Origin of the sequence: Amycolatopsis samaneae (assembly GCF_039541975.1) — a bacterium.
In the GTDB taxonomy this organism is placed as follows: domain Bacteria; phylum Actinomycetota; class Actinomycetes; order Mycobacteriales; family Pseudonocardiaceae; genus Amycolatopsis; species Amycolatopsis samaneae.
Genome location: NZ_BAABHG010000009.1, coordinates 69,565 through 93,382, shown reverse-complemented (window position 1 = coordinate 93,382; position 23,818 = coordinate 69,565). Strand labels below are relative to the sequence as shown.

General features: G+C 70.2%; 26 protein-coding genes. 14 read left to right on the top strand and 12 right to left on the bottom strand.

The genetic code is table 11. The features are described 5' to 3' along the window. Positions 1–3 precede the first annotated feature (3 nt). On the bottom strand, positions 4–1,176 hold the full coding sequence (locus ABD987_RS24025) for a methyltransferase domain-containing protein (protein ID WP_345397805.1): 1,173 nt from the start codon (positions 1,174–1,176) through the stop codon (positions 4–6). 151 nt (positions 1,177–1,327) lie between these two features. On the opposite strand from ABD987_RS24025, the gene ABD987_RS24020 reads away from it, so the two are divergent. The 6 genes from ABD987_RS24020 to ABD987_RS23995 all read left to right on the top strand — a co-directional run bounded on the left by ABD987_RS24020 (position 1,328) and on the right by ABD987_RS23995 (position 5,814). Further along, positions 1,328–1,762, top strand: coding sequence for a helix-turn-helix domain-containing protein (locus ABD987_RS24020; RefSeq protein WP_345398817.1), 435 nt, complete (start codon positions 1,328–1,330; stop codon positions 1,760–1,762). Next, positions 1,759–2,436 carry a hypothetical protein gene (locus tag ABD987_RS24015; protein WP_345397802.1) on the top strand — a complete coding sequence of 226 codons (678 nt, stop codon included), beginning with the start codon at positions 1,759–1,761 and terminating at the stop codon, positions 2,434–2,436. The genes ABD987_RS24020 and ABD987_RS24015 overlap by 4 nt, the downstream gene beginning before the upstream one ends. 83 nt (positions 2,437–2,519) lie before the next feature. After that, complete coding sequence (locus tag ABD987_RS24010) at positions 2,520–2,813, top strand: DUF2516 family protein (RefSeq protein WP_345397799.1); 294 nt, start codon at positions 2,520–2,522, stop codon at positions 2,811–2,813. A gap of 43 nt (positions 2,814–2,856) precedes the next feature. Next, positions 2,857–3,411, top strand: a complete 555-nt coding sequence (locus ABD987_RS24005; protein WP_345397797.1) for a YbaK/EbsC family protein — start codon at positions 2,857–2,859, stop codon at positions 3,409–3,411. 17 nt (positions 3,412–3,428) lie between these two features. Then, entirely contained in the window at positions 3,429–4,889 is a 1,461-nt protein-coding gene (locus tag ABD987_RS24000) for an aromatic amino acid lyase (RefSeq protein WP_345397795.1), read from the top strand. A 40-nt stretch (positions 4,890–4,929) separates the two neighbouring features. Then, positions 4,930–5,814 carry a hypothetical protein gene (locus tag ABD987_RS23995; RefSeq protein WP_345397792.1) on the top strand — a complete coding sequence of 295 codons (885 nt, stop codon included), beginning with the start codon at positions 4,930–4,932 and terminating at the stop codon, positions 5,812–5,814. A 3-nt stretch (positions 5,815–5,817) separates the two neighbouring features. On the opposite strand, the gene ABD987_RS23990 is transcribed toward ABD987_RS23995, so the two are convergent. Beyond that, complete coding sequence (locus ABD987_RS23990; protein ID WP_345397789.1) at positions 5,818–7,194, bottom strand: helix-turn-helix domain-containing protein; 1,377 nt, start codon at positions 7,192–7,194, stop codon at positions 5,818–5,820. Between the two features lie 152 nt (positions 7,195–7,346). Between ABD987_RS23990 and ABD987_RS23985 the strand changes: the two genes are divergently transcribed. Then, the gene (locus tag ABD987_RS23985; RefSeq protein ID WP_345397786.1) at positions 7,347–8,186 is read left to right on the top strand and encodes an isocitrate lyase/PEP mutase family protein; all 840 of its coding nucleotides are present in this window, start codon (positions 7,347–7,349) and stop codon (positions 8,184–8,186) included. Here the strand turns inward: ABD987_RS23985 and ABD987_RS23980 are convergent. Both ABD987_RS23980 and ABD987_RS23975 read right to left on the bottom strand, forming a co-directional pair. Next, positions 8,138–9,016 carry a GNAT family N-acetyltransferase gene (locus ABD987_RS23980; RefSeq protein WP_345397783.1) on the bottom strand — a complete coding sequence of 293 codons (879 nt, stop codon included), beginning with the start codon at positions 9,014–9,016 and terminating at the stop codon, positions 8,138–8,140. The two genes, ABD987_RS23985 and ABD987_RS23980, sit on opposite strands and share 49 nt — an antisense overlap. A gap of 95 nt (positions 9,017–9,111) precedes the next feature. Continuing rightward, positions 9,112–9,342, bottom strand: coding sequence for a hypothetical protein (locus ABD987_RS23975; protein ID WP_345397780.1), 231 nt, complete (start codon positions 9,340–9,342; stop codon positions 9,112–9,114). A gap of 440 nt (positions 9,343–9,782) precedes the next feature. On the opposite strand from ABD987_RS23975, the gene ABD987_RS23970 reads away from it, so the two are divergent. Together ABD987_RS23970 and ABD987_RS23965 are read left to right on the top strand one after the other, a co-directional pair. Continuing rightward, positions 9,783–11,105, top strand: coding sequence for a transporter (locus tag ABD987_RS23970; protein WP_345397777.1), 1,323 nt, complete (start codon positions 9,783–9,785; stop codon positions 11,103–11,105). 458 nt (positions 11,106–11,563) lie between these two features. Then, complete coding sequence (locus ABD987_RS23965) at positions 11,564–12,637, top strand: transporter (RefSeq protein WP_345397774.1); 1,074 nt, start codon at positions 11,564–11,566, stop codon at positions 12,635–12,637. Between the two features lie 65 nt (positions 12,638–12,702). On the opposite strand, the gene ABD987_RS23960 is transcribed toward ABD987_RS23965, so the two are convergent. Next, positions 12,703–13,419 carry an ABC transporter permease gene (locus ABD987_RS23960; RefSeq protein ID WP_345397771.1) on the bottom strand — a complete coding sequence of 239 codons (717 nt, stop codon included), beginning with the start codon at positions 13,417–13,419 and terminating at the stop codon, positions 12,703–12,705. Beyond that, entirely contained in the window at positions 13,416–14,111 is a 696-nt protein-coding gene (locus ABD987_RS23955) for an ABC transporter permease (protein ID WP_378214316.1), read from the bottom strand. Before ABD987_RS23955 ends, ABD987_RS23960 begins: the two co-directional genes overlap by 4 nt. 126 nt (positions 14,112–14,237) lie before the next feature. Here ABD987_RS23955 and ABD987_RS23950 point away from each other — a divergent pair, with 126 nt between their 5' ends. The 3 genes from ABD987_RS23950 to ABD987_RS23940 all read left to right on the top strand — a co-directional run bounded on the left by ABD987_RS23950 (position 14,238) and on the right by ABD987_RS23940 (position 16,871). After that, positions 14,238–15,164, top strand: coding sequence for an ABC transporter substrate-binding protein (locus ABD987_RS23950; protein ID WP_345397765.1), 927 nt, complete (start codon positions 14,238–14,240; stop codon positions 15,162–15,164). A 156-nt stretch (positions 15,165–15,320) separates the two neighbouring features. After that, on the top strand, positions 15,321–15,755 hold the full coding sequence (locus ABD987_RS23945; protein ID WP_345397762.1) for an SRPBCC family protein: 435 nt from the start codon (positions 15,321–15,323) through the stop codon (positions 15,753–15,755). A 99-nt stretch (positions 15,756–15,854) separates the two neighbouring features. Continuing rightward, complete coding sequence (locus ABD987_RS23940; RefSeq protein ID WP_345397755.1) at positions 15,855–16,871, top strand: NADP-dependent oxidoreductase; 1,017 nt, start codon at positions 15,855–15,857, stop codon at positions 16,869–16,871. A 127-nt stretch (positions 16,872–16,998) separates the two neighbouring features. Here the strand turns inward: ABD987_RS23940 and ABD987_RS23935 are convergent, their stop codons facing one another. Next, positions 16,999–17,640 carry a pyridoxamine 5'-phosphate oxidase family protein gene (locus tag ABD987_RS23935; RefSeq protein WP_345397752.1) on the bottom strand — a complete coding sequence of 214 codons (642 nt, stop codon included), beginning with the start codon at positions 17,638–17,640 and terminating at the stop codon, positions 16,999–17,001. A 9-nt stretch (positions 17,641–17,649) separates the two neighbouring features. Then, a complete protein-coding gene (locus ABD987_RS23930; protein ID WP_345397750.1) occupies positions 17,650–18,261 on the bottom strand; it encodes a TetR/AcrR family transcriptional regulator in 612 nt (203 codons plus the stop codon). A 99-nt stretch (positions 18,262–18,360) separates the two neighbouring features. Between ABD987_RS23930 and ABD987_RS23925 the strand changes: the two genes are divergently transcribed. After that, positions 18,361–19,410, top strand: coding sequence for an NAD(P)-dependent alcohol dehydrogenase (locus tag ABD987_RS23925; protein ID WP_345397747.1), 1,050 nt, complete (start codon positions 18,361–18,363; stop codon positions 19,408–19,410). A gap of 19 nt (positions 19,411–19,429) precedes the next feature. Here ABD987_RS23925 and purU read toward each other — a convergent pair whose 3' ends face one another. Continuing rightward, positions 19,430–20,296 carry a formyltetrahydrofolate deformylase gene (gene purU / locus ABD987_RS23920; protein ID WP_345397744.1) on the bottom strand — a complete coding sequence of 289 codons (867 nt, stop codon included), beginning with the start codon at positions 20,294–20,296 and terminating at the stop codon, positions 19,430–19,432. Between the two features lie 362 nt (positions 20,297–20,658). Next, positions 20,659–21,435 (bottom strand): DedA family protein, encoded by a 777-nt coding sequence (locus tag ABD987_RS23915; protein ID WP_378214307.1) that lies wholly within the window; start codon positions 21,433–21,435, stop codon positions 20,659–20,661. Positions 21,436–21,627: 192 nt separating this feature from the next. On the opposite strand from ABD987_RS23915, the gene ABD987_RS23910 reads away from it, so the two are divergent. Beyond that, positions 21,628–22,392 (top strand): S1 family peptidase, encoded by a 765-nt coding sequence (locus ABD987_RS23910; RefSeq protein WP_345397738.1) that lies wholly within the window; start codon positions 21,628–21,630, stop codon positions 22,390–22,392. 136 nt (positions 22,393–22,528) lie between these two features. Here ABD987_RS23910 and ABD987_RS23905 read toward each other — a convergent pair whose 3' ends face one another. Both ABD987_RS23905 and ABD987_RS23900 read right to left on the bottom strand, forming a co-directional pair. After that, positions 22,529–23,332 (bottom strand): class I SAM-dependent methyltransferase, encoded by an 804-nt coding sequence (locus tag ABD987_RS23905; protein WP_345397735.1) that lies wholly within the window; start codon positions 23,330–23,332, stop codon positions 22,529–22,531. Further along, positions 23,314–23,814, bottom strand: a complete 501-nt coding sequence (locus ABD987_RS23900) for a DUF2505 domain-containing protein (RefSeq protein ID WP_345397732.1) — start codon at positions 23,812–23,814, stop codon at positions 23,314–23,316. The genes ABD987_RS23905 and ABD987_RS23900 overlap by 19 nt, the downstream gene beginning before the upstream one ends. Positions 23,815–23,818: the final 4 nt, after the last annotated feature.

Below are 23,818 nucleotides of genomic sequence, written 5' to 3'. Positions count from 1 at the left end.
TTCCTACCGCAGCGGCCAGCGGCGGCCGTCCGGGGAGTCCAGCCAGAACTCCTGACGGTCGCCGTCGAGAGTCAGCCCGAACCGGTCCCGCTCCGGTTTGCCCAGCTCGCACCATTCGCCGTAGGCGTGCTCGACGATGTCCCACAGTGCCCGCGGCCCGCCCTGGGCCACCTCGCGTACGTCGCCGGTTTCGCGGTATCGGGCCCACGAGCCGTCGGGATGGACGAGGACGAGGCCGCTCGTCGTGCCGTCGACGCCGGGCCGCGGGTCGAACGCGGCGGTGTCTTCGCGGATCGTGCCGACGCCTTCCAGCGCGAGCCCGGCGAAGAACTCGAACCGGTTCTGTGGCTGGAGCACCATCGACAGCGGCAGCCGGGCGGGCCGCCAACCGCTCGCGTCCGGCGACGGGGGCGGCGGTAGTTCGCGCCGGTGCGCCCGCAGCGGCATGAAACGCCCGTCCCGCGCGAGCACCTCGCCGCGCCCGGTCGCGCCCTCGTCCGCGACGATCCGGACCAGCCCGGCCCCGATCGGCCGGTTCAGCGTCGTGACGATCATGCCGCCGGGCACGGTCTGGGCCAGCCAGGCGGGCGGGATCACCGACACCGCGCAGGTGCACAGGATCCGGTCGTAGAGCACCCCGGCCGGGAACCCCTCGGCGCCGTCGGCGGTCGCGCACGACGGCGCGTAGCCGCATTCGGCCAGCCGGGACCTCGCCGCCGCGACGAGCGTGCCGTCGATGTCCACTGTGGACACCAGGCCGGCACCGACGCGGTGGCACAGCAGGGCGGCGTTGTATCCCGTCCCGGTGCCGATCTCCAGCACCCGCTGCCCGTCGTCCAGTCGCAGCTCCTCCAGCATGATCGCCATGATCGAGGGCATACTCGACGAACTCGTCGGCGTCCCGGACAGTGCCCCCGATCCGCGCGCCTTCTCCCATCGGCCGGGATCGTCGTTCAGCTGGGTCACCAGGACGTCGGTGGAGTAGACGCGTTCGCGCCAGCCGGGATCGCCGCGTTCGACGGCTCGCCAGCCGCCTTCCACCGGGACGAAGAACCGCGGCAGGAAGGCGTGCCGCGGCACCGCGCGGAAGGCGGCGATCCAGTGCGGGTCGTGCAGTACTCCCTCGGCGAGCAGCCGCTCGACGAGGCGGCGTCGCAGGCGCGCCATGCCCGTCATGGGACCACGGTAGCGGGTGAGCGCGAACACACCCGATCGATGCAAGCAGAGTGCTTGCAATAGCTAGCACTGGCGCGTAGCGTGGGAAACGTCGCGAGGAGGTGACCGGATGGCAGAAACCGGTGGGACCCAGCCCGGTTCGGGCGGCCCGATGGAGAAGGTCGCGGACATCGCTTCCGACATCGGCGAGTACATCCGCCAGCAACGGAGCAACGCGAAGATCTCGCTGCGCCAGCTGTCGAAGCTCGCCGGCGTGTCCAATCCGTACCTGAGCCAGATCGAGCGCGGGGTCCGCAAGCCCAGCGCGGAGATCCTCCAGCAGATCGCCAAGGGCCTGCGTATCTCGGCCGAAGCGCTCTACGTGCAGGCGGGAATCCTCGACCTGCCGACGGGCGGCCCGGTCGGCGACGCGATCCGGGCCGACGCCGAGCTGACCGAACGCCAGAAGCAGGTCCTGCTCGACGTCTACGAGTCCTTCCGTCGCGAAAACTCGGCTTCCCGGCCAGTCGCCGAGTCCGCCGCGACCCCCAAGACCACGGCGCCAGGCGCCGAAGACCCTGAAGACACCACCAAGGAGTCAGCATGACCGCCCCCAAGACCGAGGACGTCCGCAAGGCCCTCAACAGCGCCATCGACCAGGTCCGCACGCCGCTGCTCGCCGCGCTCGGCGCCGGCAACCTCGCCACCCAGGCCGTCTCGGACGCCGTGTCCAAGGCCAAGGAGAAGGTGACCGAGGGCAGCGAGACCGCCCGCAAGAACCTTTCCGAGCTGCCGACCGACGTCGAGAGCTTCCGCGAGAAGGTCGACCCGGCCGAACTGCGCAAGATCATCGACGAGTACACCGAGGCCGCCCTCAAGCTGTACAACAAGCTGGCCGAGTCCGGCGAGGAGGCCTGGGACAAGCTGACCGCGCAGCCGCAGGTCAAGAAGGCCTTCGAGCAGCTCGAAGACGCCTTGAGCACCGCTCAGGAGCGCGTCGAGGGCGCCACCTCCGAGGCTCGCGAGCGCGTCGACGAGGTGCTCTCCAAGGTCACCAAGCGCACCCGCTCGGCCGGGGAGAAGACCGCCCGCACGGTGAAGAAGGTCGCCACCGAGACCGCCGAGGCCGTCGAGGACCTGGGTGACGACGTCGCCCACGAGACCCGCTCGGTGACCCGCAAGGTCGCGAACAAGACCGCCCCGCGCCCGGCCAGCACCACCCGTCGCACCCCCACGAGCGCGGCGGCCAAGAAGCCGGCCACCCCGAAGGCCGACAAGTAACGAGCCCGCTCCGGCTCGGGTCCCGGTGCCTGAAAGGGCGCCGGGACCCGAGCTGTTCGGGTGGTTTGCCGTAAGCTGAAGCGGTGCTAGTCGCCTCCTGGATCATGTTCGTCGTCCACTGGGGCAGCGCTTTGACCGGGCTCTTCGCCTTCATCCACGCGCTCCTCCAACGAGCCGACGCGTACTCGGCCGCTGATCGCAAGACCAAGCCGATCTGGATGCTCATCACCGGTGGCAGCACGCTGGCCATGGCGCTGTTCAGTGTCATGGGCCCGGGGATGATCTTCTGGGTGCCCGCGATGGCCGCCACGCTCGTCTACCTCGTGGACGTGCGGCCCCGGCTCATCGAGGTCCAGCGCGGCGGCCGGAACTGGTAACACCCTCGGCGCGGACACCGCGCGGCGCGGCTACATTCGAAGCGTGACGACTTGGACCATCGCCGGGAGCCTGACCGTCGCTCCCGCCTCCACCCGTACCGACCTGCTCGCCGAACCCGTCGCGAAGGCGCTCGCCGCGCTGCCCGACCCGGACGCGCTCGGCGTCGTCGAGATCGACCCCGAGCTGGCCGACACCGCCGCCTTCTGCGAGGCGTACGGTTCCCCGCTCGACGCCTCCGCGAACTGCGTCGTCGTCGCGGGCAAGCGCGCCGGTGAGGTCCGCTTCGCCGCCGCGCTCGTGCTCGCCACCACCCGCGCCGACGTCAACGGCACGATCAAGCGCCGCCTCGACGTCCGCAAGGCGTCGTTCGCGCCGATGGACGAGGCCGTCGAGCTCACCGGCATGGCCTACGGCGGGATCACCCCGGTCGGCCTCCCCTCGGACTGGCCGATCCTGGTCGACAAGGCCGTCGCCGAAGCGCCGGAGCTGATCATCGGCAGCGGCGTCCGGGGTGGCAAGCTGCTGATTCCCGGCCCGGTGCTCGCCACGTTGCCCGGTGCCGAGGTGATCGAGGGACTGGGCCGCCCGGTCGCGTAGGTGGTGCTGTCGTGCCGATGATCATCACGGGACACGATGATCCGTTCCCGCTCGATCTCGACGAGCGGATCGAGCTCGCGCCCGAACTGCTGCGGGCGATGGCGGGGAACCGGGCGCGGATGCTGGCCGCACTGGAGTCCGCGCCGGGGCCCGTCTACGGCGTGAACACCGGCATGGGGCGGCTCGCCACTCACAAATTGTCACCGGCACAACAAGCGGAACACCAACGAAATCTGCTGATCGGCCGTGCGGTCGGCGGCCCGCCGTGGCTGCCGGAGGGCGACGTCCGGATGCTGCTGCTGGCGCGGCTGCGCGATCTGCTCCGCCCGGACACCGGGGCGAGCCCGGAGCTGGCGCGGTTCCTGGTCGACCGGATCAACGACCGGTTCGTCCCGGCGGTGCCGCGTTCCGGCCTCGGCAGCGCGGGCGAGATCATCCCGCTTTCCCATGCCTTTCAGACGTTTCTCGGTATCGGCACGGTGCTGGAGGACGGTGCCGAGACCCCGGCGGCCGAAGCGCTCGCGCGCCGCGGCGCCGAACCGTACGTACTGGGGCCGAAGGAAGGCGCTTCCCTGATCCAGGGTTCGCCGCTCGCGGTCGCCCACGCGTCGCGGGCGTGGCGGGAGACTCAGCAACTTGTCGACCTCCAGACCTTGGCCGCGGCGATCGCGATCGACGTCTTCGGCGCGCCCCGCGCGGTCTACCGGCCCGAACTCGCCCGGGGTGACGATCACCTGTACACGCTGCTGCACGAGCTGGACATGCTGGTCGCGGGTTCCTCGGTACGAGCGGGCGTGGTGCAGGCGCCGGTGTCGGTGCGGGTCGGCCCGCGCGCGATCGCCCACGCGGACCGCGTCAACGGTGATCTGTTCGCCGTGCTCCAGCGCTGGCGCGAAGATCCGGTCGACTCGCCAGCGTTCCTCGACGGCGATTTCGTGTCGACGACCGGGTTCCACGCCGTCGACCTCGGCCTGCGAATGGACGCCGTGTCGGCCGCGCTGGCGCATCTCGGCGAGGTGTCCGCGCAGCGGATGAACCGGGTGCTGGACGAGCGGTTCAGCGGTCTGCCTGCCCAGCTCGCCGTCGACCCCGGGCCAAGGACCGGCCTGGTGCCCCTGCACAAACGGGCCGTCGGGGAACTGCACGCGCTGCGCAGGCTGACGACCCCGGCGACGCTCGGGTCACTGGACACCTCGGCCGGGCAGGAGGACGTGCAAGCGTTTGCGTGGGCGGCGGGGGAGCAGGTGCGCGCGGCTGCGGACCACCTGTTCGCGATCACCGCGTGTGAACTGATCGCCGGTGTGCAGGCGCATCATCTCCGTGGGACGCCCGCACCGCTCGGGTTGCGCGCGGCGTACGCGTGGCTGTCCGGGATCGTCCCGCCCGCGCTCGTAGACCGGTCGCTCGGCCCGGATGTCACGACGCTGGTCGGGCACCTGCGCGAGGCGTACTTCACCGACCTCAGCACGCTGACCTGAGCGGGACCCGTCCCGGCGGGCCGGGCCTACCGTGCCGGGCGTGGCGCAGAACGACGTGGAGGCGTTCCGGTTCCCCGAGGACGTCGTGCCGATCCCCGGCCTGACCGTGGAGGTCGACCAGCTGTGGGATCAGGGCCGCTTCGGCACGGCCGTCGACGTACTGCTGCGCTTTCTCCGGACCTACGGGCGCTCGGCGGCGGCGTTCCGGCTGGCATTGCCGCTCCTGCGGGCCACCCGGACCGCGGACGCGAACCTCGTCGAGCCGGTCACCGACGCGCAACGCGCCAATCCCTACTTCGCGCCCATCGCGACGGAATGCGCGCGCTGCCAGGCGTTCTGGTACTCCGGCCACGTTCTCGTGCGGGAGCACCGGATGGCGGTGACCAACCCGATCGGCAGCCAGTGCGACTCGTGCCGGTACTCGCTGTGCCGGGACTGTTTCACGCCCGCCGACAGCCGTTGTCCGGAGGAGGGCTGCGCCGGCGCGCTCGGGGTGCCGGTCCTGCCGACGGGCCGTCCGCGCGGCCTGCCCGCCAACCGGCACACCGAGAAGATCGAGCACGTGGCGATCCGGTGGGAGGGCGAGCCGACCGGGATCGGCGAGATCACCCGGCTGCTCGACCTGGCGTGCACCTGGCAGGACTTCGCGGGCATCCGGGTGACGTCGCGGGAGTCCGACCTCGACACCGAACCGGGCGACCTGGTGCTGGCCGCGTGCGAACTCGACGGCACGGTGAGCCCTGGCGCGCTGAACCGCACCCGTGGCCTGCGCGTGGACAGCCCCGGGCTTGGCCGGCGGGAACTGCTCATCACCGCCGCGCCCCGCACCGGACCGGCCTCGCGACTGACCGGGCCGATCACCTACACCGTGGCCAGGAAAACCCAGGCTCCGCAGGGACGCGGCTGGTTCCGCCGGGCGACCTAGTGTCTACAATGGACTCACCGCCGATCGGGCGAGTGTGTCACCGTGGCAGATCAGATGGGTCGCCGCGAGCGCCGACCACGGCCGCCAGCGGTCCTCCCGCGTGATGCCGAGGTCCTCGAGCGCGGCGGCGAGCGCCGGATCGCCGCCCGGGAACGCCGTGCCGTCGCCGAGGCGGTAGGCGATCAGCTGGGCGAGCTCGGTGTCGAGACCGGCGACACCCACCAGCTCTTCGGCGCGGGCGCCGTACCGCAGCGGGGTGTCCTCGCCGTGGGCGGCACCCGCGACGGCCACGATCGCGGCGGCCTCGCGCGCCGGGAGGCCGAGGCGGGCGGGCCCGGCGGCCTCGACGGTGGCCGGTTCGGGGAACAGGTGGCTCAGCCCGCCGGGCAGGCCGGGCACCGGAGTGCCCAGTTCGCGCGCGATCCGGCCCAGCCACGACGTCACCTCGCCCGCCTCGCGGCCCCGGCTCAGGACGGCGCGCGCGGCGATCTCGAACGCGCTCCACGCGCCCGGCACCGCCAGCCCGGGGCGGTGCCGCACGAGCCCGCCGAGATCCGCGTCGCCGCGCAGTGCGGTGGCCGCGGCGGTGTGGTCGGTGTCGAGGCCGAGCAGCTGACCGGCGCGGTCGACGACGTGGATCAGCCCCTCCCAGTAAGGCAGATGTGCCCGCAGCAGCAGGTGATCCGTGCCGCCCGGCAGGATTTCCAGCAGCCCCGGCGCGCCCTCGACGGTGACCGTGCGCCGGTAGACCTCGCCCGCCACCGACTCGACGCCGGGCACCGCGCGGACGGCGAGGAACGCGCGGGCCGCGTCCCAGTCGTAGCCGGGCAGGACCGGCAGCCGCAGCGCCAGGCCGCCGTCCGCGACGAGCCGGTCGGCCTTGCGGCGCCGCTCGCGCAGATCGGTCGGCGACGCGTGGAACACCTCCCGCATCGTCCGGTTGAACTGACGCAGGCTGCCGAAACCGGACGCGAACGCGATGTCGAGCACCGTGAGGTCGCTGTCGTCGAGCAGCCGCCGGGCGAAGTGCGCGCGGCGGGAGCGCGCCAGCTGATCCGGGCTGGCACCGAGGTGCTGCTGGAAAAGCCGGCGCAGATGCCGTGCCGAGAGGCCGACTCGCTCGGCGAGAGCGGCTTCGGTGCCGCCGTGGTCGAGGGCGCCGCCGATGATCATCCGGACCGCCCGGCACACCAGCTCCGGCGCGTCGGAACCGATCGGCCCCGCCACCCGGTACGGACGGCAGCGCAGGCAGGCACGGAACCCGGCGGCCTCCGCCGCGGCGGCGTGCCCGAAGGCCCGCAGGTTGCGCGCCAGCGGTTTCGACCCGCAGCCAGGACGGCAGTAGATCCCGGTGGTGACGACGGCGGAGTAGGTGGTCACGGCTCCTTCATACGCGGCACCACCGACAAAACCCGGCCTCCCGTGTCCGGATACGGCCGGACTCGGCGCGGCGCGCGGGGAATGCTGGACGCGGTCACCGGCACTGGGGGTGCCGGTGAGCTTTTCCCGCTCACACGTCGAAAGAACCGGACATGGACCTCGAAACCCAGACCCGCCACGCCGAAACCTTCGCGGCACTGCACCGGCGCGGCGAGCCGCTGCGGCTGGCGAACGCGTGGGACGCCGCCTCGGCGGTCGTCATCGCCGACGCCGGTGCCCCGGCGATCGCGACCACCAGCGCCGGAGTCGCCTGGTCGCTCGGCGTGCCCGACGGCGCCGACCTCGGACGGGCGCGTGCCGCCGGGGTGGTCGAACGCGTCGCGGCCGTGGCCGGGATCCCGGTCTCCGCCGACGTCGAGGCCGGATACGGGCCCACGCCCGAGGATCTCGCCGCGACCACCGCCGCCGTCGTCGAGGCGGGCGCAGTCGGCGTGAACATCGAGGACCGCATCGGCGCCACCATCCTCGAACCCGCCGAGCAGGCCGCCCGGCTCGCCGCCGCCCGCGCCGCCGCCGACCGGCTCGGGATCCCGTTGTGGATCAACGCCCGTACCGACCTTTTCCTTGCCGGACAAGGACCCGTCGACGCCAGGGTCGACGCGGCGCTGGTGCGTGCGTCCCGGTACGCCGAAGCGGGGGCGAACAGCCTGTTCGTGCCAGGGCTGGTGGATCTCGACGCGATCGCCAAGCTCGCCGGCGGCCCGTTGCCGGTGGCGGTGATGGCCTTCCCCGGGGCGCCCTCGGTCGCGGACTTCGCCGGGGCGGGCGCGGTGCGGGTCAGCCTCGGCGGGGCGATCGCGCAGGCGGCGTACGCCCTCGCGGCGCGCGCCACCACGGAACTGCTCACCGAGGGCACGTACGAAAGCACCGTCGGCGGCGTTGACTACGGGGCGGTCAACCGGCGCCTGACCCAGGTTTCCGAACGGGCGTAAGGCGTGAAGCCCAGCGAACGGTAGAGCGGCGCGGCGCCCACCGACCTCGGATCCCCGAGCACCGGGTAGACCACGGCCCGGTGGGCACCCGCCGCGCGCAGCGCGTGCAGCGCGGCGAGGCAGACCGCGCGGCCGAGGCCCTGGCGGCGATATCGGGGGTCGGTGCCGACGGGTTCGAGTTCGCCGACGCCGTTGTGCTCGTCGAACCAGATCAGGCACTGCGCGGCGAAATCGCCGTTGGGTGTCTCGATCACCCAGTCCAGCTCCGCGCGGTACGGCCAGGCGCGCGTGACGTTCCGGTAGCTCTCCTCGGTCACCCGGGACGGATGCCAGGCGGCGCGGTGGATCCCGACGCGGGCCGCGAGATCGTCATCGGTGCTCGTTCGGGCTCGAAATCCTTGGGGAACAACGGGTTCCGGCAGGTTCTCGAGATCGTGCCCATGGTAGGACGACAACACCGTCCGCTCTTCGCGAGAGTACCCGTCCGCTTCGAGAGCGGCGCTCAGGTGCTTCTCGGCACCGACGATCGTGACGGTCAGGGCAGGTGCCGTGGCGACCTCGGCGAACCAGGCGAGGACCGCCGCGGCGAGATCGGGCCGGGCCGGGTCGACCTGGAGCATGAGCTCGCCGGGGAGGAACGTCCAGCCCCAGGCGAGGACTTCGCCGTCCTCGATCCACAGCGCCGTCGGCCATTCGGCTTCGCGGCCGGTGTGCTGGTAGCGCTGCCAGGCGAGGTCGCCGATGTGAACCGAGCTTTCCGGCGACCAGACGCGCCGGGTCAGCTCCTGCATGGCGCGGAGATCGGTGGCCCCGGTGAAGCTTCGTCGCATGGCAGCCATCCTGCGGTGTCCGCGCGCGGGGAGCCACCGGTTTTCGTGGTCCGTGAATGCCACATTGAGGGACTCAGAGTCCCTCAATGTGGCATTCACGGACCGTTGAGGTAGCGGGCGGCGGCGTCGCGGGCGGGCTGGTCGGAGGTGGGGCCGGGTGGGCGGCGGAGGTAGGCGCGAAGGTGATCGAGAACGGCTTCGCGTCCTTCGCCGACGTGTTCTTCGGTGAGTGCCGCGATGGCGTGGACGGCCGTGAGCCGTTCGGCGGGATCGGCCGAGTCGAGCTGGGCCACCGCGTGGGCGAGGGGTTCGATATCGCGGATCACAGTACGACCTCGACGCGGTCGCCGTCGCCGCTCTCGCACCATTGAACTTCGAGCAGGTTCACGGCTCGCCACCCCGCAGCACATCTCGGTGATCACCCGCCGGATCGGCCGGAGCGAGTAATCCTCGTCGAAGGCCACATCCATAAGGTGGTTGATAACCAGCCTAGCAAGCTTGACCTCGTGCACTTTCGTAAACCGCATGGCGCCGAAACCGCGGAGGCAGCCACTTTCGCGGAGCGGGCCTGTTCCTCACCGTCGGTCACCCCTCGAACCTGTTCGCGCACGGATCGTAGGTGTGGCAACGACAAGTGGGATTCTGACCGTCCCGTCGAGCCGCGAGCACCAACGCCGTCCGGCCACTCGCCGGAGTGACCCCGGCGCGCCCGGCCGATAACGTGACGGGGTTGGAAGCACGTTTTCATGGCGTGAACGGGGAAACAATGCGTTTTCGAAGACGGATGTGCGCCGCCCTCAGCCTTTCCTTCGCGATACTCACGACGTTCTCGCTCACCGGTCTCGCCCATGCCGCTCCCGGAAGGACGGGCCATCCCGTCGGCATTCTCCGGGAATTCCCGGCGGGGATGGCGATTCCGCTGGGCCAGGACCTGCGCAGGCTGCCCGCCACACTGGGAGCCCGGCCGGACGCAGCCGACGACCCGGTGCTCATGGGCTGGCAGTCGAACAAGCCGGAACCGGTGACGTTCGACGAGTGTCATCCCGATCCGCGTGCCGGTAAGGGATACGTGGTGAAAAACCGCCTCGCCGCGTGCAAGATGACCGATCTGCGCTACCAGCGTTACGCCTGTCCGGAGGCGGACTGCCCGATCATCGGCGACGCGAGCGCGCGGGTCACCGGGATCTTCAACATGCAGCCGGAACAGCGTCGCGCCGTGGTGCAGCACAAGTTCTACGACATGCATTTCCGGGGCGTTCCGGACAGTATCCGATTCGGTATCGAAACGACCTGCGGCGCGGTGAATCCGGGAACGGCCCACTGCGACGCGTCCAAGACGAGCCGGGACAAGAGCATCGCGGAGTGGAAGGACGAACCGGTCGACTTCCAGGTGCTCACGCTGCACGGCGAAGACACGCCGAAACCCGCGGACAGTCCGCGGATCCAGGCCGAGAAACGCACGTCGTACCTCCACACCCGGAAGCTCTACGTCGTGGACCCCGGCGCCTCCGGCCGCGCCGAGGCCCTCCCCGTCGACGTCACCCTCCGGTGTGACATCGCGCGGAAGCTGTCCTCCTCGTACGTGCTGGGCAGCGACTGCGTCTTCCCGGTGATCGCGAAGTTCCTGCTCGACACCAAGGAACCCGCGACCGGGGAGGCGGCCGCCTTCATCAGCCAGGCGATGAGCAACTACCGGTCGACCTATCCCGGGCTCTCGCAGGGCGACTTCGTGCCAGGCCGCTTTTCCACGAACAGCGGGATCATGAAGCCCCCGCTGACGCGGCTGTATCACGACACGGCCGCGCAGGACGCCAACCGCGCGCGGGCCGAGCGGTCCTGCGTCGAGCACTGGGGCCCTGGCTATCGCGACCGGCCGGACGGCAGGACCAACGACTGCTTCGTGTATCCGTTCGACAGCACCGTGGACGGCGCGAACGCGAAGCCGCCGAACACGCCGCACGGCGCGGGATACGCCGTTCAGCCGATTCTCTCCGACGTCTCGATGCGCTTCAACGCCGCCGTGGACCGCTTCACCATCGACAACCACATCCTGGACGGCGACAGGTACTGGCTCCTGCCGCTCAACTAGGTCGTTCCTTGAAGGACTCCTTACCGACGCTCAGCGCCGGCAAGGAGTCCTTCACGGACCATCCGGGCCAGGGGAAACGGCGAATGGTGACGGCATTTTTGTCCACCCGCTCGCCGGATCGACCAGTGCAAAACGGGCGGATAGCGTGCATGTGCCGCAGCTGACGGCGAAACCTAGGGGAGTCAATGAAGATTCGAAGACCCGTGCGCGTCGCGCTCAGCCTGTCCCTCATCGCCTTCACCACGCTCTCGTCCATCGGGACCGCCCAGGCGGCACCATCCGCCGGCCCGGCCCCACTCGAAGCGTTCCGCGAAATACCCGTCGGTTCGGCGCTTTCCGATATCCCGGATCTCCGGAAAATTCCCGCCACGATACCGGTGACGATGCCGGAGCCGCGTACTTTGGTTCCGCGGCAGGCGAATACCGCCGCACTGCCGGATGTGAACACGCCGGCGCCGATGACGTTCGACGAGTGCTATCCGAACCATCGCGACCCGTACGCGTACATCGTCAAGAATCCCCTCGCCGCCTGTCAGCTCACCGATCTGCGCTATCAGCGTTACGCCTGCCCGGAGGCGAGTTGCCCGGTGGTCGCGTCCGCGAGCGCGCGGGTGATCGTCATCCGGAACGCGCAGCCCGACCAGCGCCGGGTGGTGGTCGGGCACCAGGTGGTCAACTGGCGCGTCGACAACCTGCCGGAGACCACGCGCTTCGGGATCGGGATGACCTGCCTTCCCCAGTACCCGACCGGAACCGCGGCGTGTGACGTGCCGGAGATCAAGGTCGCGAAGAGCATCGCGGAGTGGAAGGCGGAACCGACCGACCTCCAGGTGTTCACCATGCGCGGCGAGGATCTGCCGTCCGCGACGGACATCCCGCAGGTGCAGGCCGAAAAACGGACCTGGTACAGCCAGGGGCGGTATCTTTACTTCGAGGATTCTCCCTCGGACAACGCGCGGCTGGAGGCGCCGCCGGTCGTCATCGGCGTGCGGTGCGACGTCGCGCGGCTCCGGGACTCCCGGTACGCGCGCGGCAGTGACTGCGTGTTCCCGACGACGCATTCGTTCGTGGTGGACACGAGGGATCCGAAGATCCACGATTCGGCGTTGCTGGTCGACGCGGCGATGAACAACTTCTCGACGACCTATCCCGGTCCGCTCGAAGGCCGGTTCGTCCCGGGGAACAAGGGGCCGAACAGCGCCGCGCGGAACTACCCGCTGACGCGGCGGTACTACGACCAGGCCGCCACGGACGCCAACCAGGCGCGGGCCGAGCAGTCCTGCGTCGCGCGCTGGGGCGCGGGCTACCGGACCAGGCCGGACGGGCAGACCAACGACTGCGCGGTGTACCCGTTCAATGGCACGATCGACGGCGCGAACCAGTCGCCGCCGGGCACGCCGGACGGCGCTTCGTACGCCGTGAAGCCGGTTCTCACCGCCGACAACAAGGAGTTCACCGACCGCGTGGACCGCTTCGTCGCGGAGAACCACATCCTCCAGGGTGACCAGTACTGGGTCTGGGTCCTCAAGTAGGAAGGTCTCTGAAGGCCACCTTGAGGGACCTGAACGCCCTCAAGGTGGCCTTCAGAGACCACCCGTCAGCTCTCGGACCGCGCGGCGTTCTGGAGCGCGAGACCGCGCGGAGTGGCCCAGCGCTGAAGCAGTGAGAAGACGCCTTCGCAGAGCAGCGCGAGCACGATGACGGCGAGCGCGCCGCCGAGGATCTCACCGCGTCCGGGCACACCCTGCGCGAAACCGTCCACAATGTACCGGCCGAGCCCGCCGCCGTCGTTCACGATGGCGCCGATGGCGACGGTCGCGATCAGCTGGAGGAACGACACCCGCGCGCCGGCGAGGATGACCGGCGACGCCAGCGGGAGTTCCAGGCGCAGCATGATCTGCCACTCGCGGTGGCCCGTGCCGCGCGCGGCGTCCACGACGTCCTGCTCCAGTGCCACGACACCCGCGTAGGTGTTGGTGAACAACGGGGGCAGCGCCAGCGCGACGAGCGCGAGCAGCAGCGGCCAGAACCGGGTGTCCGCGCCCCAGCGGCTCGCGAGGAACCAGAACAGGATGATGAGCCCGAAACTGGGGATCGCGCGGCTGATGTTCATCGCGCTGGTCGCCAGGAACGGGGCACGCCGGTGGTGCGCGAGCCAGCCGCCGAGCGGAATCGTGAGCACGGCGGCGATCGCCAGTGCCAGCAGGGAGAAACGGAGGTGTTCCAGGGTGCGGTACGGGATCCCGGCGGGGAGCGTCCAGCTCCAGCGGTCCGGTTCGGCGAGCCACTGGCCCAGCTGGTCGAGGATGGTCATCGGGCCCGCGCCTTCCGCGCCCACGGCGCGAGCGCGCGTTCGCTCAGCCACAGCAGCAGATCGACGGTGACCGCGAGTGCCACCGACAGGACGATGCCGACGACGATCGGCGTCGGGTTCGGGATCGTCGTCCTGATCCCGGCGAGGATGAAGTAGCCGAGCCCGCCCCTGCCGAGGATGGAGGTGACGGTGACGAGCCCGATCGTCGTCACCGCGGCGACGCGCAGCCCGGCGATCACCACCGGCAACGCGAGCGGGAGTTCCACCTGCCACAGCAGCCGGGATCGGGTGAATCCCATGCCGACAGCGGCTTCGCGGACGTCTCGGGGTACCTGGTCGACGCCGGTCACGATGTTGCGGACGAGGATCAGCAGTGTGTACGTCGCGAGCGGGATCACCACGGTGGCGTACGACGTGATCCCGAACAACGGCGCCAGAACCGCGAAGGCGCCGAGGCTGGGGATCACGTACAGCGCGCCCGCGGTACCGAGCGTCACCGAGTAGAACCAGCGGTAACGCAACGACAGCACGGAAAGCGCGAGGGAGGCGGCCAGTCCGATGCCGAGCGCGGCGGCGGTCAGCGAGACGTGTTCGCCGAGGCGCGTGACGATGGCGTCCGCGTTGCGCTCGACCCAGCGCCATTCGAAGATCGGCCGCCCGCTCTCGGCCAGGAACGGGGCGACGGAAGACACGGGCACCGGCCGACCTTACCCCGTTCGGGTCGGGAAATTCCGCTTCGTGAGAATTCTCCCGCCAGCGCTCCCAGTATGTGGTTTCTGTCGGGGTTCGGAGCTAGGTTCAATTCCTCTGTTCGAGTGATGAGGAGTGTGTACGTGCGCTGGACACGAGTAGTTCGAGTAGCCGCGGTGCTGGCCACCGCCGCGCTCGGCGTGACCGCCTGTGGGGGTGGCAGCGACCAGCCGTCCGCACCGAGCAAGGGCGGCGCGCCGATCGTCGTCGCGTCCTTCAACTTCACCGACAGCCAGGTGCTGTCGGAAATCTACGCCCACGCGCTGGAGGCCAAGGGCTATCCGGTGTCCCGCAAGCTCAACCTGGGTTCGCGGGAGCTGATCTACCCGGCGCTGAAGTCCGGCGAGCTGCAGTTCGTCCCGGAGTACCAGGGCGCGGCGATCTCCACCGGGTTCGGCGAGACCGCGGCCAAGGATTCCCAGGCCGAGCACGAACAGCTCGCGAAGCTGTTCGAGCCCTCGGGCGTCAAGCTGCTGAACTACGCGCCCGCGGAGAACAAGAACACCTACATCGTGAAGGCCGACGTCGCGAAGTCGAAGGGCGTCGCGACCATCAGCGACCTGAAGAAGCTGGACAAGGTCGTCCTGGCCGGTCCGCCGGAGTGCGAGAAGCGGCTGCCGTGCTTCCGCGGTTTCACCGAGACCTACAAGCTGAACGCGACCTTCCAGACCGTGCAGGAAGCCGGTCCCCGGGTCGAACAGCTCAAATCGGGCGCTGTCACAGTGATCCCGGTCGACTCGGTGAGCCCGCTCGTGGGTGACCCGCAGTTCGTGGCGCTGAAGGACGATCTGACCATCGTGCCGACGGAGAACGTCGTGCCCGCGGTGAACAAGAAGGTGCTCGACGAGCGCGGCGCCGATTTCGCGAACGTCGTCAACGCGGTCAGCGCGAAGCTCAGCACCGACGTCATGCGCGAACTGAACAAGCGCGTCGACGCCGACGGCGAACAGGCGGGCGACGTCGCGAAGGACTGGCTGGCGAAGCAGGGGCTCTAGCCGCTGCGAAAGTGGCCTCGCTCACGGAAAATGAACGGGCCGTTCGTCGTGAATTTCACGATGAACGGTCCGTTCATCGCGTTTTGGCACACGTGTGCAAGGGTGACCGGGTCAGCGCCGTAAAACCTGCGTTGTAAACACGGAGTGAGGAGTGCGATGGGTAAGGTCACGGCCACCGCGGAACGGACGATCGACGCGCCGGTGGAGAAGGTGCGCGAGCTCGTCGCGGACTACGCCGAAACACGCCCGAAGCTGCTCACCGAGCACTACCGCGACTACGAGGTCACCGAAGGCGGCGTCGGCGCGGGCACCCAGGCGAGCTGGAAGCTGCAGGCGACGTCGAAGCGCGTGCGGAACGTCGCCGCGACGGTGACCGAGCCGAAGCCCGGCACGCTGGTCGAGACCGACGCGAACTCCAGCATGGTCACCACCTGGACGGTCAGCGAGGCGGGCGAGCGCAGCGTCGTGCGCATCCAGACCAGCTGGGACGGCGCCGGTGGCATCGGCGGCTTCTTCGAGAAGACGTTCGCGCCGGGCGGCCTTCAGCGCATCTACGACGGCGTGCTCGCGAAGCTCGCCGAGATCGTGTAGCGGTCGCCACAATCGGAATGCGCGCCCCGCTTCGCTCGTTGGACCGGAAGTAATCGGGGCGTCCGCCCCGCTTGACCGAGTCCTTTGAGGAGTTCGACGGTGAACGCTCCGACCACGGCGACCGAGATCCGGCTCGCTTCGCGCCCGCACGGTTTTCCCACGGCCGAGAACTTCGAGATCGTGGACACCGCGATCCCGTCTCCCGGCGAGGGACAGCTCCTGGTGCGCAACCTCGTGATGAGCGTCGACCCGGCGATGCGGGGCCGGATGCGGGACGTGAAGTCCTACGCGCCGCCCTTCGTGGTCGGCGAGGCGATGACCGGCGGCGCCGTCGGCGAGGTCGTCGAGTCCACTGTGGAGGATTTTGCCCCCGGCGACCACGTGTTGCACCAGTACGGCTGGCGCACGCACGCGGTCGTGGACGCCAAGCACGCGGTGAAGGTGGACGCGTCGGCCGCGCCGCTGTCGACGTACCTCGGCGTGCTGGGCATGCCCGGCCTGACGGCGTACGCGGGGCTGCTGGAGTCCGCGGAGTTCCGGGCCGGGGACACGGTGTTCGTGTCCGGCGCGGCGGGCGCCGTCGGCTCGCTGGTCGGCCAGCTCGCGAAGCTCAAGGGCGCCAAGCGGGTCATCGGTTCCGCCGGTTCCGCGGAGAAGGTCCGCTATCTCGTCGAGGAGCTGGGCTTCGACGCCGCGTTCAACTACAAGGACGGCCCGGTCGTCGAGCAGCTGCGCGCCGCGGCGCCGGAGGGCATCGACGTCTACTTCGACAACGTCGGCGGTGAGCACCTGGAGGCCGCGATCGACGTCATCAACCTGCACGGGCGCATCGCGGTGTGCGGGATGATCTCGCAGTACAACGCGACCGAGCCGGCCCCGGCGCCGCGCAACCTCGCACAGATCATCGCCAAGCGGTTCACCATGCGCGGCCTGCTGGTGCTGGACCACTTCGGGCTGCGGGAGCGCTTCGTCGCCGAGGTCGCGCCGCTGGTCGCCGCCGGTGAGGTCAGGTACTCGGAGACCTTTGTGGACGGGATCCGCAACGCCCCCGACGCCTTCCTTGGCCTGCTTTCCGGCGCCAACACCGGCAAGATGCTGGTCCGGATCGCCGACTGAGCCGCCCCCGTGGTCGAGCGCCCCAATGTGGCATTGGGTGCGTTGGACGCGCCCAATGTGGCGTTCGGTGCGTTGGACGCACCGAACGCCACATTGGGGCGCATGGGCCACCCGGGGAGGTGAGCGATCAGTACTGGTCGCGGATGGCGCGGTGGTTGAGGCCCTCGTCGAGGCTCTCCACCGATTCGTCCAGCTTCGCGTGGTCCCGCAGGACGGCGCCCATGGTCGGCAGATCCGAGCGCTCGGGCCAGGTTTCCGGCTTCCACAGCGACGACCGCAGGAACGCCTTGGCGCAGTGCATGTACAGCTGCTCGACGTCGATCACCACGGCCAGCTTCGGGCGCTTTCCCTGGACGACGAGGTCGTCGAAGAACGGCGCGTCGGACACCAGCGTGGCGCGGCCGTTGACGCGCAGCGTCTCGTTCATGCCGGGGATGAGGAACAGCAGCCCGGCGTGGGGGTTGGCGATGATGTTCTGGAAGCTGTCGAGCAGCCGGTTGCCGGGCCGGTCCGCGAGCACCAGCGTCTTCTCGTCCAGCACCAGCACCGATCCCGCCGGGTCGCCACGGGGGGAGACGTCGCAGCTGCCGTCCGGCGCCGAGGTCGCGAGCAGCACGAACGGCGAGTGCGCGATCAGCGTCCTGGCGTGCTCGTCGATCCGGTCGATGATCTTGCGCTGCGAGGTTTCCTTCGCTTCGCCGAGCAGTTCGCGCAGCGCGTCGAGGGAGTCGATGACCGTGGTGTCGAGTGTCGCGTTCGTAGGCCCCATCCTCTCAAGTTAACGCGCGTCACCCCCGGTTCGTCCCATGATTGCGATCCGCGCCGCTGCGGTGGACTTCCGCACCGTCAGGTCCACCGAATAGCCGTGCTTCACGAAGACGCCGTCGAGGTGGAACACGCCGTAGCCGTGGGCCTGGGTGAACAGCTGCTCCATCAGCTCCAGCGCCACCGGCGGGCTGGCGGCGACGGTCAGGCACAGCAGCAGGAACTGATCGGTCAGCCGCCGGGTCTGGTCCTGGAGTTCCTCGGTACCGGGATCGTGCAGCCCGTCGGCGTAGAGGATCTGCATCCCGCCCCGGCGTTCGATCAGGTACCGCGTGTACGCGCCCGCGGCGGCGGCCAGCGCGTCCACCGGGTCGTCGTGGGCCGCGATCGCCTCGGCGACGCGGTCGGCCAGCTGGCAGGCGATGTGGCAGGCGACCTCGGCGAGCAGGCTTTCACGGGTCGGGAAGTGGCGGTAAGGCGCGCCGGGGCTGACCTTCGCGCGCTTCGCCACCTTCGCCACCGAGAAGCCCTCCAGGCCCTGTTCGGCGATGAGGTCGAGCGAGACGCGCACGAGTTCGGCGCGAAGGTCGCCGTGGTGGTACTTCCCGCCCATGTGCTGGATCACATCTCTCGATCGGAATATGTAAGAGCCCTCTCACGTCATGCATGTAAGAGGCCTCTTACAACGGGCCCGGTGGCAACGATACCTATCTTGGAGGGTTCCATGAGCACGACCACGCACGCCATCGCCGCCCCGGCGCCGGGCGCGCCGCTCGCGCCGACGACGATCGAGCGCCGGGACCTGCGGCCGGACGACGTGCTGATCGACATCGCCTACGCCGGGATCTGCCACAGCGACATCCACCAGGCCAAGGAGGACTGGGGACAGGCGATCTTCCCGATGGTGCCCGGACACGAGATCGCCGGCGTCGTCGCCGCGGTGGGCTCCGACGTCACGAAGTACCGGGTCGGCGACCGCGTCGGCGTCGGCTGCATGGTCGACTCCTGCGGCGAGTGCGAGTACTGCCTGGCCGGCACCGAGCAGTTCTGCGTCAAGGGCAACATCCAGACGTACAACGGCGTCGGCTTCGACGGCGAGAACACCTACGGCGGCTACAGCAACCAGATCGTCGTGAAGGACGCCTTCGTCTGCCGGATCCCGGAGGGCATCGACCTGGACGTCGCCGCGCCGCTGCTGTGCGCGGGCATCACCACCTACTCGCCGCTGCGCCAGTGGGGCGCCGGGCCGGGCAGGAAGGTCGCGATCATCGGCCTCGGCGGGCTCGGGCACATGGCGGTCAAGATCGCCGCCGCGATGGGCGCCGAGGTGACGGTCCTCAGCCAGAGCCTCAAGAAGCAGGAGGACGGGCTGAAGCTCGGCGCCACGGACTACTTCGCCACCAGCGACGAAGCGACGTTCGACGTCCTGCGCGGCAGGTTCGACGTCATCCTCAACACCGTGTCGGCCAAGCTGCCGATCGACGCCTACCTCGGCCTGCTGAAGGTCGGCGGCGCGATGGTGAACGTCGGCGCGCCCGGCGAGCCGCTGTCGTACAACGCGTTCTCGCTGCTCGGCGGCAACAAGGTGCTCGCCGGGTCGATGATCGGCGGGATCGCCGAAACCCAGGAGATGCTGGACTTCTGCGCCGAGCACGGCATCGGCGCGGAGATCGAGACCATCTCGGCCGACAAGGTCAACGAGGCCTACGAGCGCGTCGAGAACTCCGACGTGCGCTACCGGTTCGTCATCGACGCCTCGACCATCGGGGCGTGATCCCGGGCACGGCGACCGGTCAGAACACCACTGTCCGGTTGCCGTGCACCAGCACGCGGTTCTCCAGGTGCCAGCGCAGGCCCTTGGCCAGCGTCACCTTCTCGATGTCACGGCCCTTGCGGACCATGTCCCCGACCGAGTCGCCGTGGTCCACGCGGATGACGTCCTGCTCGATGATCGGGCCCGCGTCGAGGTCCGCCGTGACGTAGTGGCAGGTCGCGCCCACCAGCTTCACGCCACGGGTGTGGGCCTGGTGGTAGGGCTTCGCGCCGATGAACGACGGCAGGAAGCTGTGGTGGATGTTGATGGCGCGACCGGCCCATTCGCGACAGAGGTCCGCGGGCAGGATCTGCATGAACCGGGCCAGCACCACCGCGTGCGGCTCGTGTTCGGCCACCAGCTCGCGGACCGTCGCGAACGCTTCGGCCTTGCCACCGGCGGGGAACGGGACGTGGTGGAACGGGATGCCGTGCGCGCGGGTGATGTCGGCGAGCGAGTCGTGGTTGCCGATCACGGCGGCGATGTCGACGTCCAGCTCGCCGGAGGCGACGCGGCCGAGCAGGTCGTACAGGCAGTGCCCGGCCTTCGAGACGAGCACGACCGCGCGGCGGCGTTCGCCGGTGTCGCTGACCTGCCAGCTCGACTCCGCGGACAGTGACGCGGCGACCTCGCCGAAGCGCGCGCGCAGCTCGGCGGCGTCGAAGGGCAGCGAATCCGCGCGGACGACCTGGCGGGTGAAGAACCAGCCCGTGTCGGGGTCGGTGTGGTAGGCGGCCTCGACGATCCAGCCGCCGTGCTCGGCGAGGAAACCGGAGATCCGGGCGATGATTCCGGTGCGGTCGGGGCAGCCGAAGGTGATGACGTAGCGGCGTTCGGGAGCGGGCACGCGTCCATTGTCTCCGGTGCTGGTCACGGCGCTGTGCGGGGCTCGGTGAGGTGTGACCTCGCCGATGGCCGCCGGTGGTTTCTACGACGTTCGGGCGGCCGGTTCGGCGGGTCCGTCCGGTGCTTCGGTCCTCGCGTTTTCCCTTGCCACGCAGACGTTCCCGCCACCTGTCCACAGGGAGTTCGCTGTTGTGGACAACTTCGGCGCGCAGCCCCGATCTTCGAGTTCTCGTCGTACCCCGGCGATAGAATGTTGTTGGGGACGCCCCCGGAGAGGGCGGGGGATGCCCGTCCAGTGGATCGGTCCGGAGCGTCAGCGGCGCGGTGGTCCGGCCGCGTGGCCCGGGAAGCGCGTGGCTATGGCTATGGCTCGCGATCGCAGCGGTATCCGGCGAGCGCGCCGTCACCGGAATCGCCGGGATCCGGACCGTCCACTTCGGACACTTCGGCGGCCCGGCCGGAGGCGCCGCTCCGGGCGGGCGCGTGCGCCGGTCGCCGCGCGCGCAGCCGCAGGCGCCGCCCGCCTTCGATCGCGGCGACCAGGCCCAGTCCGATGCCGAAGGAGAGCAACAGTCCCTTGGCGGGCTCGTCGGCGAACGTCGTGCCGCCGACGGCGCCGATCAACGCGCTGTAGATCGCCCAGAGCACCGCCCCGGCGGCGTCGAGCGCGGCGAACCGGGCGAACGGGTACCCGAGGCTGCCGTTGGCCAGCGCGCTCGCCACGCGTCCGCCGGGCAGGTAGCGGGCGGCCATGATCAGCAGCACCCCGTGCCGCCGGACCTGCACGCGTGCCCAGGTGTAGCGGCGGCGGCCGGACGGTCCGCGTTGCAGCCGCGCGATGACGTGCGGGCCCGCGGCACGGCCCACGACGTACCCGAGGCAGTCGCCCGCCCACGCCCCGGCCGCCGCGACGAGCGCGAGCGCGGCCAGCCGCCCCGGATCGGGGCCGATGAGCACCGCGACGGTGATCACCGTGGCCTCGCTCGGCATGAACGGCAGCAGCGCGTCCAGCGCGGACACGGCGAACACCAGCACCCACAGCCACGGCGAGCCGAGAGCGCCGCGCAGTAGTTCGGTGAGCTGGGCGAGCAGGTCCACCCGCCCATCCTGATCACTCCAGGTCGCCGCCGGGTGACGCATCGGGGTGCACCGGGTGAACAGCACTTTCCGGCCTTGGGGGCAATGCGCGTTCGACGTGCGGGCAGGCCGAGCCGAAAACGCTTGATCGACAACGAGAACCTGCCCTAGGTTCGGACCGCCTGGAGATGCCGCCGGGAAGCTGTCCGCTTCCGGCGCGCCGGAGCTCTTTGTCTATTCGGGGAAGAAGAACGCATGCGCACTCTCGTGAAGAAAGCCCTTTCCGTCGGCGCCGTCGTGGCGGCCGCCGGGATGCTGGCCGCGTCGCCGGCCAACGCGGTCGCGAACGGGACACCGGCGACCGCCGGGACGTACCCGTTCAGCGTCAAGTTCACCATGACGAACATCCCGAAGCCGGACGGCGGCACGCGCGACAGTGCCTGTTCGGGCGCGCTGATCGCGCCGCAGTGGGTCATCACCGCGGGGCACTGCTTCCACGACGTGAACGGCACCAGGGTGAGCGGTCCGGTGCCGTACCCGACCACGGCGGCGCTGGGCAAGGTCGACCTCGCCGACAACGGCGGTCACGTCCTCGACGTCGTCGAGGTGCACCAGAGTGACGTGAACGACATCTCGCTCGGCAAGCTCGCGAGCCCGGTCACCGACATCCAGCCGCTCGCGGTCGGCAAGGACGTCCCGGTCGTCGACCAGAAGGTGACCCTCGCCGGATGGGGCGCCACCTCCTCGGTCAACCCCACCCCGTCCACGCACCTGAACCTGGGCACGCTCAAGGTGAGCGGTCTCGCGCCCTCGACGGTGAACGTCGTCGGCGTCGCGCCCGCGGCCGACACCAGCGCGTGCACCTACGACTCCGGCGCCCCGTACTTCGTGCCGAAGGGCACCAAGGAAGGCATGCTCGTGTCGATCGAGAGCGACGGCCCGGACTGCCCGCACACCACCCCGGAGACGACGTCCCGCGTGGACGTGGTCGCCGAGTGGATCGCCGGCGTGATCGGCTGACACCCGTACCGGAACGGTCGGCTGGCGTACCCGGACGGTCGGCTCACCGGCCGACCCCCTGGGTACGCGAGCCGACCCTTCGCGTACGTGAGCCGACGCTCCAGGTACGCGAGCCGACTCTCCGGGTTCGGCGGTTTCAGGCGGGGGCGACGCTGTCCCACGGGACGGTCAACTCGCCGAGGCGCCGCGCGGGGCGGCCGGACACCGGCCAGCCCCGCTCCGCGAACATCCGCACCGTCGCCAGCCAGCGCGCCCGCACCCCGAACGACCGCTGTGGCGCCGCTGCCGCCCAGCACTCGTCCAAAGTGGACAAAAAGGCGTGTACCCGCTCGCCGGGAACGTTGCGGTGGATGAGGATCTTCGGCAGTCGTTCGGCCACTGTGGACGGATGTTCCAGTTCGGCGAGGCGCAGTGACAGGGTGAGCGAGCGCGGCCCCGAGGCGTCGAGGGTGACCCAGGTGGCCAGCCGCCCGATCTCGTCGCAGGTGCCCTCGACCAGCAGGCCGCCGGGGGCGAGCCGCGAGAGCATCAGCGACCAGGCGTCCGGGACCTCCTCCTCCGCGTACTGCCGCAGCACGTTGAAGGCACGCACCAGCACCGGCCGCGTCCCTGCCAGCTCGAACCCGCCCCGCCGGAACTCCAGCCACGGCGGATCGGCCGCTCCCTGTGCGAAAGCCACCCGCGCGGGATCCAGTTCCAGTCCGAGCACCCGGACGTCGGGACGCACCGTCCGCAGCCATCGCGTCAGCTCGACGGTCGTCACCGGCGAAGCGCCATAGCCGAGATCGACGACGAGCGGGTCCGGCGCGCGGCGCAGCGAAGCCGCCACCGACGGATCACCGGCGAGCCAGCGGTCGACGCGCCGCAGGCGGTTCGGGTTCGTGGTGCCCCGGGTCGGCGCGCCGACGAGCGCGCCGGGCTTCAGTGGTCGGCCAGCCACTTCGCGGTGAATTCACCCTCGCGTTCGAGCAGCTTCGTCACCTGCTCGGCGATCACGGTCTCCAGCTTCCCGCCGAACAGCGGGATCCGTACCGTCACTTCGCCATGGGTCGCGAGCACGACCCGGTCGCCGTCCGCCGTGAGCGAGGTCCGCGCCGTGATCTCACCCGGCACGCCGCCGACCTCGACGGTCGCCTCGCCGGTGTAGCCCTCGCCCTCGGGCCGCCAGGTCTGGGTCCGGTGCACCACCAGATCGCCCTTGTGCAGCGCCCGCACCGCCTGCGGCAGCCGCTCCGCGCTGATGCCCTGGCGCAGCTCGACGAAGATCTCGTCGTCGTCCGACCACGAGTACTTCAGCAGCGCCGCGCCGTCGCCGCCGAGCCGCTCCAGCCGTGCCGCCAGCGCGTCCTCCCCGGCGACCGCCGCCAGCACGTCGGCGACGTCGCCGGAGAACTCCGCGCGGTGCTCGATCCGAGATCCCATGAGC

Bases quoted from the DNA above. Each gene is read 5' to 3' on its own strand.
- ABD987_RS24025 (WP_345397805.1), bottom strand. From the start codon at position 1,176: ATGACGGGCATGGCGCGCCTGCGACGCCGCCTCGTCGAGCGGCTGCTC.
- ABD987_RS24020 (WP_345398817.1), top strand. From the start codon at position 1,328: ATGGAGAAGGTCGCGGACATCGCTTCCGACATCGGCGAGTACATCCGC.
- ABD987_RS24015 (WP_345397802.1), top strand. From the start codon at position 1,759: ATGACCGCCCCCAAGACCGAGGACGTCCGCAAGGCCCTCAACAGCGCC.
- ABD987_RS24000 (WP_345397795.1), top strand. From the start codon at position 3,429: ATGATCATCACGGGACACGATGATCCGTTCCCGCTCGATCTCGACGAG.
- ABD987_RS23985 (WP_345397786.1), top strand. From the start codon at position 7,347: ATGGACCTCGAAACCCAGACCCGCCACGCCGAAACCTTCGCGGCACTG.
- ABD987_RS23980 (WP_345397783.1), bottom strand. From the start codon at position 9,016: ATGCGACGAAGCTTCACCGGGGCCACCGATCTCCGCGCCATGCAGGAG.
- ABD987_RS23970 (WP_345397777.1), top strand. From the start codon at position 9,783: ATGCGTTTTCGAAGACGGATGTGCGCCGCCCTCAGCCTTTCCTTCGCG.
- ABD987_RS23965 (WP_345397774.1), top strand. From the start codon at position 11,564: ATGACGTTCGACGAGTGCTATCCGAACCATCGCGACCCGTACGCGTAC.
- ABD987_RS23960 (WP_345397771.1), bottom strand. From the start codon at position 13,419: ATGACCATCCTCGACCAGCTGGGCCAGTGGCTCGCCGAACCGGACCGC.
- ABD987_RS23950 (WP_345397765.1), top strand. From the start codon at position 14,238: ATGAGGAGTGTGTACGTGCGCTGGACACGAGTAGTTCGAGTAGCCGCG.
- ABD987_RS23945 (WP_345397762.1), top strand. From the start codon at position 15,321: ATGGGTAAGGTCACGGCCACCGCGGAACGGACGATCGACGCGCCGGTG.
- ABD987_RS23935 (WP_345397752.1), bottom strand. From the start codon at position 17,640: ATGGGGCCTACGAACGCGACACTCGACACCACGGTCATCGACTCCCTC.
- ABD987_RS23925 (WP_345397747.1), top strand. From the start codon at position 18,361: ATGAGCACGACCACGCACGCCATCGCCGCCCCGGCGCCGGGCGCGCCG.
- ABD987_RS23915 (WP_378214307.1), bottom strand. From the start codon at position 21,435: ATGCGTCACCCGGCGGCGACCTGGAGTGATCAGGATGGGCGGGTGGAC.
- ABD987_RS23910 (WP_345397738.1), top strand. From the start codon at position 21,628: ATGCGCACTCTCGTGAAGAAAGCCCTTTCCGTCGGCGCCGTCGTGGCG.
- ABD987_RS23900 (WP_345397732.1), bottom strand. From the start codon at position 23,814: ATGGGATCTCGGATCGAGCACCGCGCGGAGTTCTCCGGCGACGTCGCC.